Here is a 16,255-nt window from a genome sequence, read left to right as displayed (position 1 = left end):
GTCTCGGCGGTGTCCGGAGCGGATGCGGGACTCTTCTCGGTCACCCCTCCAGGATCCCGCACGGTCAGGGCTGCTCCGTACGGGGGTCGCTGATCGTGCCGACGATGCCCATGATCTCGTCCGCGAGGGTGCGCGCCGCGTCCTCGTCGTCCATCAGCGAGATCTCCGACACCGCGCCCGCCATCGCGCCCGTCAGCACCACGACCAGCGCCTCGTCCACGCCGCCGTCGGCGGTGTGGAACAGCGCGGCGTTCCGGCGCGCCCACTTATTGAGCCGCTGGCGCATCACCCGGTCGAAGCCGGGCGGCCCGTCCCCGGAGATGAACAGCCGCGCGACGTCCCGCTCCCGCAGGCAGCCGTCCAGGTACGCGCCGGCGCCCGCGACGAACTGCCGCATCGGGTCGTTCTCGCCCGCGTCCCGCACCGCGTTGATCGCCTTGCGGGTGCGCTCCTGCTGGCGGCCCTGGAACTCCTCGAACAGCGTCAGGTACAGGTCGGCCTTGCCGTTGAAGTGGTGGTACAGGCTGCCGACGCTGGCGCCGGCCTTGGCGACGATGTCGGTCACCGCGGCCTGCGCGAAGCCCGCCTCGCAGAAGACGTCACGGGCGGCGGACAGCAGGGCGCTGCGCGTGGCGGCCCCGCGGTCGGAGGTCCGCGCGGGCGCCTCCGCGGCCCCCGCGCCCCCGTCCTGTGCCGCCCCGTCGGACGAGACGTCGATGTCGCTGCTCATGAGCCCAGAGATTACGCCCTCTTCCCACGGGGAAACGATCCCTTGCCCGCGTGACGGTCAAAACGACCCCCGCGCGCGGGCGGGTCTCCCCGGCGCACCGGCTGGTCTGGTCCAATTTGTGACCCGCCGTCCGGTCCCCGGAGAATCCGAGTCACCATCGAACGAAGGGGCCGCCCCGTCATGTCCGAAGAGACCACCGTTTCCTCCCCGCTGACCACCGAGCCGGCCGCACCGGACCGCAACCTGGCGATGGAGCTGGTCCGGGTGACCGAGGCCGCCGCCATGGCCGCGGCCCGCTGGGTCGGCCGCGGGGACAAGAACGGCGCCGACGGAGCCGCCGTCAACGCGATGCGCCAGCTCATCAACACCGTCTCGATGCGCGGCGTCGTCGTGATCGGCGAGGGCGAGAAGGACAACGCCCCCATGCTCTACAACGGCGAGGAGGTCGGCGACGGGTCCGGCGCCGAGTGCGACGTCGCCGTCGACCCCGTCGACGGCACGCGGCTCACCGCGCTCGGCATGAACAACGCGATCGCCGTGCTGTCGGTGGCCCCGCGCGGGTCGATGTTCGACCCGTCCGCCGTGTTCTACATGGAGAAGCTGGTCACCGGGCCCGAGGCCGCCGACGTCGTCGACATCGAGCGGCCGATCGCCGACAACATCCGCGCGATCGCCCGCGCGAAGGGCTCCTCGACGCACGACGTCACCGTCTGCATCCTCGACCGGCCCCGGCACGAGGGCATCGTCAAGGAGGTCCGCGAGACCGGCGCCCGCATCAAGTTCATCCTGGACGGCGACGTCGCCGGCGCGATCATGGCGTCCCGGCCCGGCACCGGCGTCGACGTCCTGCTCGGCATCGGCGGCACCCCCGAGGGCATCATCGCCGCGTGCGCGATCAAGGCCCTCGGCGGCGTCATCCAGGGCCGCCTGTGGCCGCAGGACGACGCCGAGCGGCGGAAGGCGATCGACGCGGGCCACGACCTCGGGCGCGTCCTGACCACCGACGACCTCGTCACGTCCGACGACGTCTTCTTCGCCGCCACCGGCATCACCGACGGGGAGCTCGTCGACGGCGTCCGGTACAGCAAGGGCACCGCGGTCACCCACTCCCTGGTGATGCGGTCGCGCAGCGGCACGATCCGCACCATCTCCAGCGAGCACAAGCTCAGCAAGCTCCGCGCCTACAGCGCGATCAACTTCGACAGCGCGGTCTAGAGGGATTCAGGGGTCCAGGCGGCGGAAGCGCTGGGCCACGACGAGCGTCCCGTCGGTGATCTCGGGCCTGCGGCCGAGGAACTCCGCGACGCCCTCGCTCCGGAAGAAGCGCTCGTGGTCGGCGCGCCATTCGGCGGCGCCGACGTAGCCGCGGCCTTCGGCGCGGGCGTAGGCGTCGTCGATCTCCGTGATCGGGACGACGCGGACCTCGGTGAGCTCGATCGCGGCGGCGGGACGCCCGCCGGAGTCGAGGACGGCGAACCGGTCGCCGGGTGCGGGGACCGGCTCGCCGGCCTTCTCGTGGATCTCCAGGAGACCGGTGAAGGCCGTCTTCTCGCCGGTGAGGACCGCGGCCACGCCGCGGTCGCGTTCGGGGCCGGGGAAGGCGAGTTCGAGGGGCGGGAGGTCGTCCATGGCGGCTAGCGTCGCAGGCGGCCCTTGACGCGCTGGCGGAGGGTCCGCTTCGGGGCCCTGGCCTTCACCGACCCGAAGACGAGGGTGCCCGCGACCTCGATGGTGGGGCCCTCGGCGGCGGGACGGGTGCGGAGCTCGCGGGTGCTGAGGACGGTGCGTCCGGTGACGTCCACCCGGACGCCCTCGGGGACGAGAAGGCGGACGCGCCCGGCGAGGACCATCGAGTCGAGGACGATGTGGCGGCGCTGCAGGACGGCCTCGCGCAGGTCGAGCTCGACGGTGCCGAAGAGGGCGAGCAGCGGCAGCTTCACGGGGACGACCCACCGCCCGTCGCGGCGGACGCGCCCGAAGAAGACCGTGACCGGGCGGTCGTCCACGAGGATGGGCTGGGCCTCCTCGGGGCTGAGGTCGAGGGTGAGGCCGGTGAGCTCGCCGAGGGTGCGGGCGGCGTAGACGCGGGCGGTGCGGTCGGCGTGCTCCTCCAGGGTGAGCCGGCCGTCGGCGAGCGCCTCGCCGAGCACGGCCGCGACGCGCTCCCGGTCGGCGTCGGAGGCGCGCAGGTCGCTCACGCGGGTCGCCTGTCCCGGGCGGCGGGGGATGTCCACACCAAGAGGTTACTGGGCGCGCGGCGGGGGACCCCGAGAAAAATGGATGGGTTTCGCCGGGGCCGGTACCTAGGGTGACGGCATGACGGTGCAACGTGCGCAGCTCGCGGCCGAGGAGGGGGAGGCCGGTTCGGCGGCGATCAGCCTGCGCGGCGTGGTCAAGCGGTTCGGGTCGTTCACCGCGGTGGACGGGCTGGACCTGGACGTCCCGGCGGGCAGCTGCCTGGGGCTGCTCGGGCCGAACGGCGCCGGGAAGTCGACGACCATGAAGATGCTGACCGCGCAGGCGGTGGCGGACGAGGGCCGCATCCGGGTGCTGGGGTTCGAGGTGCCGGCGCGGTCGAAGCAGGCGCGGGCGGCGATGGGGGTCGTCCCGCAGCAGGACAACCTGGACGAGGAGCTGACCGCCCGGGAGAACCTGGAGATCTTCGCGCACCTGTACCGGGTGCCGCGGCGGGAGCGCCGCAAGGCCGTGGACGACGCGCTGGCGATCGCGCACCTGACCGAGCGCCAGGGGACGAAGGTGGACGACCTCTCGGGCGGGATGCGGCGGCGGCTGCTGATCGCGCGAGGGCTGGTGCACCGGCCGGCGCTGGTGCTGCTGGACGAGCCGACGGTCGGCCTGGACCCGCAGGTGCGGGCGGAGCTGTGGGGGCTGATCGACGGGCTGCGGTCGCGCGGCACGACGGTGCTGATGTCGACGCACTACATCGAGGAGGCCGAGCGGCTCGCGGACGAGTGCGCGCTGATGTCGCACGGGAAGGTGATCGCGCGGGGGTCGCCGGCGGAGCTGGTCGCGGAGTACGCGGGCGAGCGGGTGGTGGAGCACTACGGGCCCCCGGACCGGCTGGCGGAGGTGGAGCGGGCCGCGCGGGCGGCGGGGCTGCCGACGCGGCGGACGGGCCCGTCGGTGTCGGTGCTGAAGGCGGAGACGATCCCGCCGTCGCTGGACGAGGAGCTGGGCCCGGACGGCGTGCGCCGCGCGGCCAACCTGGAGGACGTGTTCGTGGTGCTGACCGGGGAGCGAGTGGAATGACCGTGGAGGCCGGGCGGGCGCCGCGGCTGCGGCGCTTCGAGGTGGCGCCGCTGAGGGGCATCTGGCGGCACGAGCTGGCGCTGTACAAGCGGTACTGGATGACGCAGTCGTTCGCGTCGATGGTGGAGCCGACGTTCTACCTGCTGGCGTTCGGCTACGGGTTCGGGTCGATGGTCGCGGCGGTCGGGCACTACCGGTACCTCGACTTCGTCGCGACGGGCGTGGTGGGGACGGCGGCGCTGTTCACGTCGGTGTTCCCGGGGATGTTCAACTCCTACATCCGGCGGGCGTTCCAGCACACCTACGACGCGATCCTCGCGGCGCCGGTGGACGTGCACGAGCTGGTGACGGCGGAGGCGCTGTGGATCGCGGCGAAGTCGTCGGTGTACTCGTGCACGCCGATCGTGGTGGCGCTGTTCTTCGGGCTGGACCCGTCGTTCGGGATGCTGCTGGTGCCGTTCATGGTGTTCTTCCTGGCGCTCGGGTTCGGGCTGTTCGGGATGTGGACGTCGTCGGTGGTGCCGTCGATCAACTCGTTCGACTACGTGATCACCGGGGTGGTGACGCCGCTGTTCCTGGTGGCGGGGACGTTCTTCCCGGTGGACGCGCTGCCGGACTGGGCGGGGTACGCGGCGCGGGTGAACCCGCTGTACCACTGCGTGGAGCTGGTCCGGCACGCGGTGTTCGGGCTGCGGCCGCTCGCCGACCTCGGGCACCTGGGGGCCCTGGTGGCGTTCGCGGGGCTGATGTGGATACTGGCGGTCCGGGGCATGCGCAGGCGGCTGATCGACTGATCGGCGCGCCTTCCTGGATGATTGACCCGGCGCGTACCCTGTCTCTACGCTGACGCGAATCTTCTTCACATTTCGTTGGCAGAGAGGTCGCACCGCATGAGCGAGGGCATCACCGAGCGGGACCGCCGCGCGCGGGTCTCCGCCTACGCCGCTTTCGCCGTCCAGGGACTGTGCTTCGCCTCTCTGGTGACGCAGGTCCCGAAGATGCAGAAGACGCACCACCTCAGCGACGGGACGCTCTCCCTCGTCCTGCTGATGGTGCCGCTGATCGCCGGCGTCGGCAGCGTCGTGTCGGGCGCGCTGTTCAAGCGGTACGGCAGCGGCCTCGTGCTGCGGGTCGCGCAGCCCGCCGTCGCCGTCACCATCGTGCTGATCGGCGCCACCGGCGACAACGACATCGCCCTGTACGGGGCCGTCGCCCTGTTCGGCCTGTTCGTCGGCGCGGTGGACGCCTCCATGAACGCGCAGGCGATCGCGGTGGAGCGCCGCTACGGCGTCAGCCTGATCACCGGCTTCTACGCGGTGTGGTCCGTCGCCGGGATCCTCGGCGGCCTGTGGGCGTCGGCGAGCAACAAGATGGACCTCTCGCTCCTCACCGGCTTCGGCATCGCCGCCGCCGTCGGCGTCGCGGGCTCCCTCGCCACCGGGCCCCGGCTGTACCGGCGAGAGGAGGAGGGCGACGGGCCGTCCGCCGAGGAGCTGAAGGCCGCCGAGCGCAGCGTCCCGTGGCGCCCGATCCTCATCGTCGGCGCGGCGATGGCCGTCGCCTACCTGGCCGACTCGGCGATCTCCAGCTACGGCGCCAAGTACCTGGACGACGAGCTCTCGGCGGCGGACTGGGTCGCGCCGCTCGGCTACGTCGCCTACCAGATCACCATGGTGATCAGCCGCGCGGTCGCCGACCTCGGCGTCCGCCGCTCGGGCCCCGTCCAGGTGGTGCGGCTCGGCGGGCTGATCGGCATCATCGGCATGATCGGCGTGGTGGCGGCGCCGAACGCGGCCGTCGCCATCGCCGCGTTCGCGGTCGCGGGCCTCGGCCTCAGCGTGATCGCGCCGGTCTCCTTCTCCGCCGCCGGACGCGTCGACCCGACCGGCCTCGGCGTCGCGGTCGCCCGCGTCAACATCTTCAACTACGTCGGCTTCGTGCTCGGCGCCGCCGTCGTCGGCGCGATCGCGCCGGTCAGCCATACCCACGGGCTGCGGCTGGCGTTCATCGTCCCGGCCGCGCTGATCCTGGTGGTGTTCGTGACGGCCAAGGGCTTCGACCCGAAGCCGGTCAAAGGCGCCGACCCCAACGCCCCCGCCATGGAACGCCCCTTCGCCTAGGCACGTGGACCCGGCTGGACAAAGGCACTGAGGGCCCGGCTGAACACAGCAACGGAAGGCCGGACCTCAGCCACGGCCACGGGCAGGCACGCGGAGCGAGTGCAGCGAGCGCAGCGGGCCTGCCCGCCGACGGACGACGCGTTTCCCGCGGAGCGCTAGCGGAGCGTGAAACGCCTCGTCCGTCGCAACGGGGGTTCCAGGGGGTCGCCCCCCTGGGATCACACGGTTTCTTCCAGGGCGGTGACGGCCTTCTCGCCTTCGGCTTGGGCCTGCTCCGGTGTCAGGTCCTGGAGCGCCCGGCTCAACGCCACTTCGGCGGCGTCGGCGGCGGCGCGCAGGGTGACGGCGTGCTCCTGCGCGCGTTCGAGGTCGCCCAGGCCGACGCAGTCGAAGGCGACCTGCGCGTCGTGACCGGCCATCTTGAGCTGCCGTGCGGCCTCTTCCAGACTCATCCATACCTCCTACACCGGGGATGTTGGTCCTACCCTTCCGTCCCCCCGGTAACCGCTTTGCCGAGCAGCTGCGCCGCCTTGACCAGGTGACTTTCGGCAATCCGGGCATATCCCAGGACGAGGGCGGGGGGCGCGTCGGCGGCACGCTCGGCGGACCACATCTCGCGGGCGCCGGCCGCCGACACCCCGGACCGTGCGGCGCGGGCCAGGACGGCGTCCTCGTCGGTTCCGGGCGGGAGTTCCACATAGAGGTGGATGCCCGCTGAGACGCCGTGAACCGTCGCGCCGGGCAGGTATGCGGCGAGCGCGCCGGCGAGGGCGTCGCGGCGGGACCGGTAGCGGCGCCGCATGGTGCGCAGATGCCGGTCGTAGCCGCCGCCGCGGAGGAACTCGGCGAGGGCGTACTGCTCGATGACGGGCGCGCCGAGGTCGGTCTGGCCGCGGTGCTCGCGGAGCCGCGACGCGATGGCGGCGGGAGCGAGGGCCCAGCCGAGGCGCAGCGCGGGCGCGAGGGACTTGCTGACGGAGCCGAGCAGCACGACGCGGTCGGGGTCGACGCCCTGCAGGCAGCCGACGGGCTCGCGGTCGTAGCGGAACTCGGCGTCGTAGTCGTCCTCGAGGATCACGCCGCCGACGTCCCGCGCCCAGGCGATCAGCTCGGCGCGGCGGGACGGGGACAGCACGACGCCGGTGGGGTACTGGTGCGCGGGCGTGACGAGGACGGCGCGCGCGTTGGTCCGGGCGAGCGCGGCGACGTCCACGCCGTCGGCGTCCACCGGGACGCGGACGAGCCGGATGCCGGACGCCTCCAGCATCGGCAGCTGCCGGACGCTGGTCGGGTCCTCGACGGCGAGGACGCGGTGGCCGTCGGCCCGCAGGACCCGGATGAGGGCGGACAGCCCGTGCGCCACCCCGTTCATGATCACGACGCGGCCGGGGTCGGCGACGGCGGCGCGGACGCGGCCGAGGTAGCCGGCCAGCTCGGTGCGCAGCGGCCGGACGCCGCCCGGGTCGGGGTAGGTCAGCTCGTCGCTCGGGAGCGTGCGCAGCGCGGCGCGGGTGGCGGCGATCCACCGCTCGCGGGGGAAGGCCGACAGGTCCGGCTGGCTGGGCCACAGGTCGTAGGGCGCGCCGGGGTCGGGCGGGAGGTCGCAGGACGGGAGCGCCGCGGGGGCCGGTTCGGCGGCGGGGGGCGCGGGGGCGGGCTCGTCGGGGCGGGCGAGGGGGGCGATGCGGGTGCCGTCGCCGCGCCGGGCGATGAGGAAGCCCTCGGCGGTCAGCTGCTCGTAGGCGGCCACGACGACGCCGCGGGACACCTCGAGGTCGCGGGCGAGGTCGCGGCTGGACGGCAGCCGGGTGCCCGCGGTCAGCCGCCCGGCCCGCACCGCCGCGCGGAAGCCCGCGGCGATCTGCGCGGCCAGCCGCCCCGCCCCGCGGTCGAGTGGGAGATGGAGGTCGGTCACATGACACTCAGCGTCGGCCGGGCGTTCATCTGTCACTAGCCCGGGATTGGTCCATGATCGATGGGGGCCATTGGCTCTGTGTTCAGGTCCAACGGGCTCGTAGCGTTCGAGCCATGAAGCTGATCTCCTCTCTTCCGGGCGGGGGCGGCGCCGCCGCCGGGACCGCGATGTTCCTCGTCGGCACGCTGACCGCGGTCTCCGCGACGATCAAGGACTATCCCGTCTTCGGCGGCCAGGCCGTCCGGTACACGGTGGCCGCCGCGATCCTGCTGGCGGTGGCGCGGCTGCGCGGCGGGCCGGGCCGGCGTCCGCGGGCGCGGGAGTGGGCGCTGCTCGCGGCGCTGGCGGGGACGGGCCTCGTCGCGTTCAACGTGTGCATCGTCGCGGCGACCCGGGACACGAGCCCGGCGACGATCGGCACGGTGATCGCGACGGTGCCGATCGTGCTGGCGCTGGTCGGGCCGCTGCTGGAAGGCCGGCGGCCCGCCCCGGCGGTGGTCGCCTCGGCGTGCGTGGTGGCGGCGGGGGCGGCGCTCGCCAACGGGTTCGGCGGGGGCAGCGTGCGGGGGCTGCTGCTGTCGCTGGGCGCGCTCGCCGGGGAGGTGTGCTTCTCGCTGCTGGCGGTCCCGCTGCTGCCGGCGCTCGGGCCGGTGCGGGTGTCGGCGTACTCGGCGGCGATCGCCGCGCCGATGCTGCTGGCCGTCGGGCTGGTCACCGACGGGACGGCCGTGCTGCGGGCGCCGACCGACGCCGAGTTCGCGGGCCTGGCGTACCTGTCGGTGATCGTCACCGTGATCGCGTTCCTGCTCTGGTACGGGACGCTCGGCCGGCTCGGCGCGGACCGGGCGGGGCTGTTCGCCGGGATGATCCCGGTCAGCGCGGTCGTCACGACGGTGGTCCTCGGGCTCGGACGGCCCGGACCGGCGGACCTCGCGGGGGCGGCGCTGGTGGCGGCGGGGGTCGTCCTCGGGCTGCGGCGCCGGGTCGTACCCTGTGAGGCGGCCCCCATCGGAATCGCGCGAGGATCTGCCTGAGATGCCTGAGTTCTCCTACACCGACCTGCTGCCGCTCGGCCCCGACGAGACCGACTACCGGCTCCTGACCTCCGACGGGGTCTCCACGTTCGAGGCGAACGGGCGGACGTTCCTGCAGGTCGAGCCGGAGGCGCTCCGACTGCTCACCGAGACCGCGATGCGCGACATCGCGCACCTGCTGCGGCCCGCGCACCTGGCGCAGCTGCGCCGGATCCTCGACGACCCGGAGGCGTCCCCGAACGACCGGTTCGTGGCGCTGGACCTGCTGAAGAACGCGGGCATCGCGTCCGGCGGCGTGCTGCCGATGTGCCAGGACACCGGCACCGCGATCGTCATGGGCAAGCGCGGCCAGCACGTCCTGACGGACGGCCGCGACGAGGAGCACATCTCGCGCGGCGTGTACGACGCGTACACGAAGCTGAACCTGCGCTACTCGCAGATGGCGCCGCTGACGATGTGGGACGAGAAGAACACCGGCAGCAACCTGCCCGCGCAGGTCGAGCTGTACGCGGCGCCGGGCGAGGCCTACAAGTTCCTGTTCATGGCCAAGGGCGGCGGCAGCGCGAACAAGTCGTTCCTGTACCAGGAGACCAAGGCCGTCCTGAACCCGAAGCGGATGATGTCCTTCCTGGAGGAGAAGATCCGCTCGCTGGGCACGGCCGCGTGCCCGCCGTACCACCTGGCGATCGTGGTGGGCGGCACGTCCGCCGAGTACGCGCTGAAGACCGCCAAGTACGCGTCGGCGCACTACCTGGACACGATGCCGACGGAGGGCTCGCCGCTCGGCAACGGCTTCCGCGACCTGGAGCTGGAGCTCCAGGTGTTCGAGCTGACGCAGAAGCTCGGCATCGGCGCGCAGTTCGGCGGCAAGTACTTCTGCCACGACGTGCGGGTGATCCGGCTGCCGCGGCACGGCGCGTCCTGCCCGGTGGCGATCGCGGTGTCGTGCAGCGCGGACCGGCAGGCCCTCGCCAAGATCACCGCGGAGGGCGTGTTCCTGGAGCGGCTGGAGACCGACCCGGCGCAGTACCTGCCGGACACCACCGACGAGCACCTGGACGACGAGGTCGTTCAGATCGACCTGAACCGTCCGATGGCGGAGATCCGCGCCGAGCTGACCAAGTACCCGGTGAAGACGCGGCTGTCGCTGACCGGCCCGCTCGTCGTGGCGCGCGACATCGCGCACGCCAAGATCAAGGAGCGGCTGGACGCGGGCGAGCCGATGCCGCAGTACCTGCGCGACCACGCCGTCTACTACGCGGGCCCGGCGAAGACGCCGGAGGGCTACGCGTCCGGCTCCTTCGGCCCGACGACGGCCGGCCGCATGGACTCCTACGTCGAGCAGTTCCAGGCGGCGGGCGGCTCCCTGGTCATGCTGGCGAAGGGCAACCGGTCCAAGCAGGTCACCGACGCGTGCAAGGAGCACGGCGGGTTCTACCTCGGCTCGATCGGCGGCCCGGCGGCGCGGCTCGCGCAGGACTGCATCAAGAAGGTCGAGGTCCTGGAGTACCCGGAGCTCGGCATGGAGGCCGTCTGGAAGATCGAGGTCGAGGACTTCCCGGCCTTCATCGTCGTGGACGACAAGGGCGGCGACTTCTTCGACATGGGGGCCGGGCAAGTGACGCTCATGCCGACCGTGCCCCCGCGCAGGTGACCGAGGTCCGATCGACGGCCTGAGCCGCCGGTGCCCTGGAATCCTCAGCTGGGGATTCCAGGGTGCGGCCCACTGATCACTTCCCTTCCGATCGCCTCGGCGACCGGCACCCCTCGCAGATCGTCGGGAACGTTCACATCCACGATGAACGGCTCGGCGGAGCGTCCGCCCTGAAGCCCGGCGGACTCGCGCAGATACGCCACGTCCGGGATCTCGATCTTGAGATGGGGGTCGCTGAGCCCCCGTCCCGTCTTCCAGACGAGCACACGGACGTCATGGTCCAGCAGGAACGACCTGCGTTCATCCAGGTTCTTCCCTGCCCAGAGTTCTCGGAAGGTCCGACCGGTTCCGATCAGCTCGACGTCGGGCAGCTCCTCGAGCTGCCGTGTCAAGGCCGTTCTCTTGCCGGCGAGGCGTCGATGCATCCGGTGATATGACTCCTCCTGTCCTTCCCCGTCGTATCTGCCTGCCGTGAAATCATCCTCGAGCCGCCCCAGGCGTCCGGCCACGAGTCGCAGTTCCTCTTCGAGAGCGGGCTTCGACGTCTCGCGCCGTTCGTAGACCTCGTCCTCCGCGAAACATGTGAGCAGCGCCTGCTCGACCGCTAGATCGAGCACTTCCTGGCCGACAGCGGTACGGCACTCCCTCTGGGCGCCCGAGTAGGCATGCCTGCACATGTATGACGAGTAGACATCCGGCGCGTCCTTGTAGGCCCGCTTGACGGTATTTCGCTTGACGTACAGGGAGGCGCCGTCGAGGCCACAACGGGCGACACCTGTGAGGAGGCTGGGGGAACTGGGGCTTCTCGTCCGGGGCGCCCCCGTGACCGAGAGTGCTCGGACGACCCGTTCCCATTCGGCCACAGCAAGGATCGGCTCATCCGTGATGAGGACAGGGCGTCCGTCACTTCCCTCGACGACCTCTCCCTTATGGAGCAGGTACCCCGCGCTCCTAGGGTTCATAAGCGCCTGGCTGATCGCCTTGGACGTCCACAAGGTGTTCCTGGTCGGCCTGCCTGACTCCCGCCTGAGGTGATCTCGCCACGTCGGGATGCCCTGACGGTTGAGCTCCTTGGTGAGGCGGTTGACGGGCGTGCCGGCGACGACCCGCTCATAGAGGGAGCGCAAAAGAGGAGCATAGACAGGATCCTGTACCAATCGCTTTCCGCCCTCCTTCCGATCGGCGAACCGGTAGCCGAACGGTTCGACTCCGCCGAACCACGCTCCGCCCTCACGAAGCCTGCGCGAGGCGTCCAGGGAGCGCGCCTGGATGGTGTCGAGCTCTCCTTCGGCGAAGGCTGCGATGATCCGCGCGAACATCTTCCCCATGGGGGTGGAGAGGTCGAGGGACTCGGAGGTCGAGACGACGACCTTCTCCCGCTCGTTGCACCAGTCGACGAGTTCGGCGAAGTGGCGGGAGCGGCGGGTCAGCCGATCGAGCCTCCACACGCAGAGCACATCGAACTCGCCGGCTCGCCGGTTCAACCACTTGCCCAGTTCAGGCCGCTTGAAGGGACTCACACCTCCCGACACGTCCAGGTCCTCGGCCCAGCCCACGATCGTGCCCAGCACGGACGGCCCGGCGCACCAGTGCTCGATGTGCTCCCGTTGACGCTGCGGAGAGGTCGTCTCGTCCCGGCCGACGCTGATGCGGACGACCCCCAATACCCGCGGATTCTCGATGACCACGAGCCGCACGCTAGCAGTGTGTCTACCATCGAGATGAGTCATCTGACTTTTTCGCCACCACTGCAGCCGCATGCAGTCGGCATGCGGGGCGTTTCGGGGCGGCAGGTCACATATTGGGGCTAAATCCAACTTGGTGGAGACGTCTCCCCGATGACCGCCTGGCCACTCCGGTATCTTTTCCGCCATGTCTCAGTCAGAGCGCCTCGTGCTAGCGACGCGCTACCGGCTGGTCTCGGAAATAGGTCAGGGTGCCAACGGCACCGTGTGGCGAGGCCATGACGAGCTCCTCGATCGCGCGGTGGCGATCAAGGAGCTGAGGCTCCCCGAGGACCTTTCCCAGGACGACCGGGTGGTCTTCTTCCGCCGTACCCTGCGCGAGGCGCGCGCGCCCGCGCAGCTGCGCACCCACTCCATCGTCGAGGTCTACGACGTCGTCACCGAGCAGGGCCGGCCGTGGATCGTGATGGAGCTGATCGAGGCGCCGAACCTCGAGCAGCTCATCGAGCGCGACGGCCCGCTGCCGCCCGAGCGCGTCGCGCACATCGGCCGGCGGCTGCTGGACGCGCTCAACACCGCGCACAAGGCCGGGATCGTGCACCGCGACCTCAAGCCGAGCAACGTGCTGCTGGACGGCGACCGGGTCGTGCTCACCGACTTCGGGCTGGCGTTCTCGTCGGGGTCGGCGAGCCTGACCAAGACCGGGCACTTCATGGGCTCCCCCGCGTACGTCGCCCCGGAGGTCGCCGCCGGCGAGAAGGCCACCCCCCGCTCGGACCTGTGGTCGCTCGGCGCGACCCTGTACGCCGCGCTGGAGGGCCGCCCGCCGTTCGAGCGCGACAACGTGATGGCGACGCTGAGCGCGCTGGCGAACGAGTCGACGCCGGCGCCGCAGAACGCCGGCGCGCTCGCCCCGGTGATCACCGGGCTGCTGGAGAAGAACCCGACCCGGCGGCTCAGCCACGCCCGCGCGGTGGACCGGCTGGAGCGCGCGATGGCGGGGCCGCGCGCCGGGCGCCGGCAGGCGACGCCCCGCTACCGGCTGATGGCGGTGATCGCGCTGATCGGCGCGACGGTGGCGTCCTGCGGGATCGGCGCGACCGCGCTGATCGTCGGGATGATGCGGGAGAGCCCGGGACCGTCCCCGACCGCGCACGCCTCCACCCCGGCCGGGCGGCCCGGCGAGGCGGCGCCGCCGGCCGGCGTCGCGAGCAGCACGCTGGTCGTGCGGGCGCGCAACGACTCCTGCAAGATCTTCGTGTCGGTGCCCGGCACCGCGATGCGGGTGCTGAGCGACGAGACGCTCGGCAAGGGCGAGGCGCGCCAGTACGGCGAGGAGCACATCAACGCCGTGATCTACGACGCGTCCGCCTGCGACGTGTGGGTGAACGGGCAGGAGAAACCGCTGGGCAAGCCCGGTGAGCGCGTCGGCTACACGGTGACGAAGGGCTCCGGGGGCTGATCGGAACCGCGCCCGCGCGGGAATGCGCGGGCGCCCCGCGCCGCTGCCATGAAGGTCGAGGGCGACGATTGCGCGGGGGCTCCCTGGGGACGCCTCCACGGGAGGTGACTTCATGGCGGAGCAGGAATTCCGGGTCGAGCACGATTCCATGGGCGAGGTCCGGGTGCCGGCGGCGGCGAAGTGGCGGGCGCAGACGCAGCGGGCCGTGCAGAACTTCCCGATCTCGGGGCGGGGGCTGGAGCCCGCGCACATCGCCGCGCTGGGGCAGATCAAGGCGGCGGCGGCCGCGGTCAACGCCGAGCTGGGCGTCCTGGACAAGGACCTCTCGGAGGCGATCGTCGAGGCGGCCCGCGAGGTCGCGGACGGCAGGTGGAACGACCAGTTCCCGATCGACGTGTTCCAGACCGGGTCCGGGACGTCGTCGAACATGAACGCCAACGAGGTCGTGGCGACGCTGGCGGAGGAGCGGCTCGGCAGGCCCGTCCACCCGAACGACCATGTGAACGCCTCCCAGTCGTCCAACGACGTGTTCCCGTCGTCGATCCACATCGCCGCGGCGGGCGCGGTGGTGAACGAGCTGATCCCGGCACTGCGGCACCTGCGCGACGCGCTGGCCCGCAAGGCGGACGAGTTCGCGACGGTCGTGAAGTCGGGCCGGACGCACCTGATGGACGCGACGCCGGTGACGCTCGGGCAGGAGTTCGGCGGGTACGCGGCGCAGGTCGGGCACGGCGTGGAGCGGCTGGAGGCGGTGCTGCCGCGGCTGGCGGAGCTGCCGCTCGGCGGCACCGCGGTCGGGACGGGGATCAACACGCCGGAGGGGTTCGCGGCGCGCGTCATCGCGGAGATCGCGCGGGCGACCGGGCTTCCGCTGACCGAGGCCCGCGACCATTTCGAGGCGCAGGGCGCCCGGGACGGCCTGGTCGAGGCGAGCGGCGCGCTGCGCACCGTCGCGGTGAGCCTCAACAAGATCGCCAACGATCTGCGCTGGATGGGGTCGGGGCCGCGCGCCGGGCTCGCCGAGATCCGGCTGCCGGACCTGCAGCCCGGCTCGTCGATCATGCCGGGCAAGGTGAACCCGGTGATCCCGGAGGCGGTGACGCAGGTGGCCGCGCAGGTGATCGGGAACGACGCGGCGATCGCGTTCGGCGGCGCGGCGGGCAGCTTCGAGCTGAACGTGATGCTGCCGATGCTGGCCCGCAACGTGCTGGAGTCGATCACCCTGCTGGCGAACGTGTCGCGGCTGCTCGCGGACCGCTGCGTGGACGGCATCGAGGCGGACGTGGACCGGCTGCGCGAGTACGCCGAGTCGTCCCCGTCGATCGTGACGCCGCTGAACCGCTACATCGGCTACGAGGAGGCGGCGAAGGTCGCCAAGCAGGCCTTGAAGGAGCGCAGGACGATCCGCGAGGTCGTGATCGAGCGCGGCTACGTGGCGGACGGGAAGCTCACCGAGGAGCAACTGGACGCGGCGCTGGACGTGCTCGGCATGACGAACACGTCCCGCGGCTGACGGCCTCGGCATGACGAACGTGTCCTGCGGCTGACGGCTTCAGCGGTCGCTGGAGCCGTCAGGAGGCGCGCGCGGCGGCGCGGGCAGGGCGATGGCGGGTTCGTCCGCGAGAGGCCGCCGTGGCCGCGCAGAGACGGAAAGAGGGCGAGCCCGCCGGGCCCGCCCTCTTCCGGATGCTCTGTCGCACTGTCCAGTAGTCGCGCGGTCTAGTACCAGCCGCTGGACTCCGAGTGCGCCCACGCGCCGCACGGCGTGCTGTACCGGTCCTTGATGTAGCCGAGGCCCCACTTGATCTGGGTCGTGGCGTTGTTCTGCCAGTCGGGGCCCGCGCTGGCCATCTTCGAGCCGGGCAGCGCCTGCGGGATCCCGTACGCGCCGGACGGGTTCGCCGCGTGGGTGTTCCAGTGGCTCTCCTTGTTCCACAGGTTCACCAGGCAGCCGAACTGGCCGGACCCGCTCATGCCGTAGCTCGGCAGCAGCTTCTTGGCGATCTGCTGCGCCTCGCCCGCCGGCACCGGGTCGCCGGACGGCCCGCCGCTCCCGCCGCCCGCGTCCTTCGACTTCGTCGGGGTGGGGGTCGGGATCGGCTTGCCCTTGGCCTGCAGCTTCGGCCCCTTGGACGGGTCCTCGCGGGTCGCGCGGGAGGCCCGCTCGTAGGCCTCCTTGCGGCGCATCTGCTCCATGACCATGGGGTCGACCTTGGGCGCGGCGGCCGCGTCCGCAAGCTTCCTCGGCTGGACGGTCTTGGTGCCGCCGTCGCCGGACCCGCCGGTCATCGCGAACGCGGCGGCGCCACCGCCGCCGACCACGACCAGCGCGCCCGCGACCACAGCGGCGATCTTCAGCCCGTTGCCGCCGCCGGAGCGGCGCGC

15 protein-coding genes are annotated in these 16,255 nt (G+C 72.0%); 8 read left to right on the top strand and 7 right to left on the bottom strand.

The features are described from left to right. Positions 1 to 64: 64 nt before the first annotated feature. Complete coding sequence (locus tag F9B16_RS40755) at positions 65 to 730, bottom strand: TetR/AcrR family transcriptional regulator (protein ID WP_151545612.1); 666 nt, start codon at positions 728 to 730, stop codon at positions 65 to 67. A gap of 180 nt (positions 731 to 910) precedes the next feature. Between F9B16_RS40755 and glpX the strand changes: the two genes are divergently transcribed. After that, complete coding sequence (gene glpX / locus F9B16_RS40750) at positions 911 to 1,945, top strand: class II fructose-bisphosphatase (protein WP_151545611.1); 1,035 nt, start codon at positions 911 to 913, stop codon at positions 1,943 to 1,945. Between the two features lie 6 nt (positions 1,946 to 1,951). On the opposite strand, the gene F9B16_RS40745 is transcribed toward glpX, so the two are convergent. Both F9B16_RS40745 and F9B16_RS40740 read right to left on the bottom strand, forming a co-directional pair. After that, entirely contained in the window at positions 1,952 to 2,359 is a 408-nt protein-coding gene (locus F9B16_RS40745; protein ID WP_151545610.1) for an ASCH domain-containing protein, read from the bottom strand. 5 nt (positions 2,360 to 2,364) lie between these two features. Then, positions 2,365 to 2,964, bottom strand: a complete 600-nt coding sequence (locus F9B16_RS40740; protein WP_151545609.1) for a DUF1707 SHOCT-like domain-containing protein — start codon at positions 2,962 to 2,964, stop codon at positions 2,365 to 2,367. 82 nt (positions 2,965 to 3,046) lie between these two features. Here F9B16_RS40740 and F9B16_RS40735 point away from each other — a divergent pair, with 82 nt between their 5' ends. From F9B16_RS40735 to F9B16_RS40725, 3 genes are all read left to right on the top strand, one after another. After that, complete coding sequence (locus F9B16_RS40735; protein WP_192809231.1) at positions 3,047 to 4,000, top strand: ABC transporter ATP-binding protein; 954 nt, start codon at positions 3,047 to 3,049, stop codon at positions 3,998 to 4,000. Further along, positions 3,997 to 4,794 (top strand): ABC transporter permease, encoded by a 798-nt coding sequence (locus F9B16_RS40730; protein ID WP_151545608.1) that lies wholly within the window; start codon positions 3,997 to 3,999, stop codon positions 4,792 to 4,794. Before F9B16_RS40735 ends, F9B16_RS40730 begins: the two co-directional genes overlap by 4 nt. A 96-nt stretch (positions 4,795 to 4,890) precedes the next feature. Beyond that, positions 4,891 to 6,120 (top strand): MFS transporter, encoded by a 1,230-nt coding sequence (locus F9B16_RS40725; protein ID WP_192809230.1) that lies wholly within the window; start codon positions 4,891 to 4,893, stop codon positions 6,118 to 6,120. Positions 6,121 to 6,338: 218 nt separating this feature from the next. On the opposite strand, the gene F9B16_RS40720 is transcribed toward F9B16_RS40725, so the two are convergent. Next, the gene (locus tag F9B16_RS40720; RefSeq protein ID WP_151545607.1) at positions 6,339 to 6,572 is read right to left on the bottom strand and encodes a hypothetical protein; all 234 of its coding nucleotides are present in this window, start codon (positions 6,570 to 6,572) and stop codon (positions 6,339 to 6,341) included. Between the two features lie 29 nt (positions 6,573 to 6,601). Then, positions 6,602 to 8,035, bottom strand: a complete 1,434-nt coding sequence (gene pdxR, locus F9B16_RS40715; protein ID WP_151545606.1) for a MocR-like pyridoxine biosynthesis transcription factor PdxR — start codon at positions 8,033 to 8,035, stop codon at positions 6,602 to 6,604. A gap of 113 nt (positions 8,036 to 8,148) precedes the next feature. On the opposite strand from pdxR, the gene F9B16_RS40710 reads away from it, so the two are divergent. Continuing rightward, the gene (locus F9B16_RS40710; protein ID WP_151545605.1) at positions 8,149 to 9,069 is read left to right on the top strand and encodes an EamA family transporter; all 921 of its coding nucleotides are present in this window, start codon (positions 8,149 to 8,151) and stop codon (positions 9,067 to 9,069) included. Position 9,070: 1 nt separating this feature from the next. Continuing rightward, positions 9,071 to 10,723, top strand: coding sequence for a fumarate hydratase (locus F9B16_RS40705; RefSeq protein ID WP_151545604.1), 1,653 nt, complete (start codon positions 9,071 to 9,073; stop codon positions 10,721 to 10,723). A gap of 44 nt (positions 10,724 to 10,767) precedes the next feature. On the opposite strand, the gene F9B16_RS40700 is transcribed toward F9B16_RS40705, so the two are convergent. Further along, a complete protein-coding gene (locus F9B16_RS40700; protein WP_192809229.1) occupies positions 10,768 to 12,420 on the bottom strand; it encodes a recombinase family protein in 1,653 nt (550 codons plus the stop codon). A gap of 175 nt (positions 12,421 to 12,595) precedes the next feature. Here F9B16_RS40700 and F9B16_RS40695 point away from each other — a divergent pair, with 175 nt between their 5' ends. Together F9B16_RS40695 and F9B16_RS40690 are read left to right on the top strand one after the other, a co-directional pair. Then, positions 12,596 to 13,870, top strand: coding sequence for a serine/threonine-protein kinase (locus F9B16_RS40695; RefSeq protein WP_151545602.1), 1,275 nt, complete (start codon positions 12,596 to 12,598; stop codon positions 13,868 to 13,870). Between the two features lie 112 nt (positions 13,871 to 13,982). Then, positions 13,983 to 15,383: a class II fumarate hydratase gene (locus F9B16_RS40690; RefSeq protein WP_151545601.1), complete on the top strand. Its 1,401-nt coding sequence runs from the start codon at positions 13,983 to 13,985 to the stop codon at positions 15,381 to 15,383. 206 nt (positions 15,384 to 15,589) lie between these two features. On the opposite strand, the gene F9B16_RS53130 is transcribed toward F9B16_RS40690, so the two are convergent. Next, positions 15,590 to 16,255 (bottom strand): aggregation-promoting factor C-terminal-like domain-containing protein (locus F9B16_RS53130; protein ID WP_225992382.1); only part of this gene is annotated, 666 nt, incomplete at its 5' end.

Origin of the sequence: Actinomadura montaniterrae, assembly GCF_008923365.1 — a bacterium.
In the GTDB taxonomy this organism is placed as follows: Bacteria; Actinomycetota; Actinomycetes; order Streptosporangiales; family Streptosporangiaceae; genus Spirillospora; species Spirillospora montaniterrae.
Note: the sequence above shows the minus strand (reverse complement) of the source record. Positions and strands in the feature narration are given on the sequence as shown.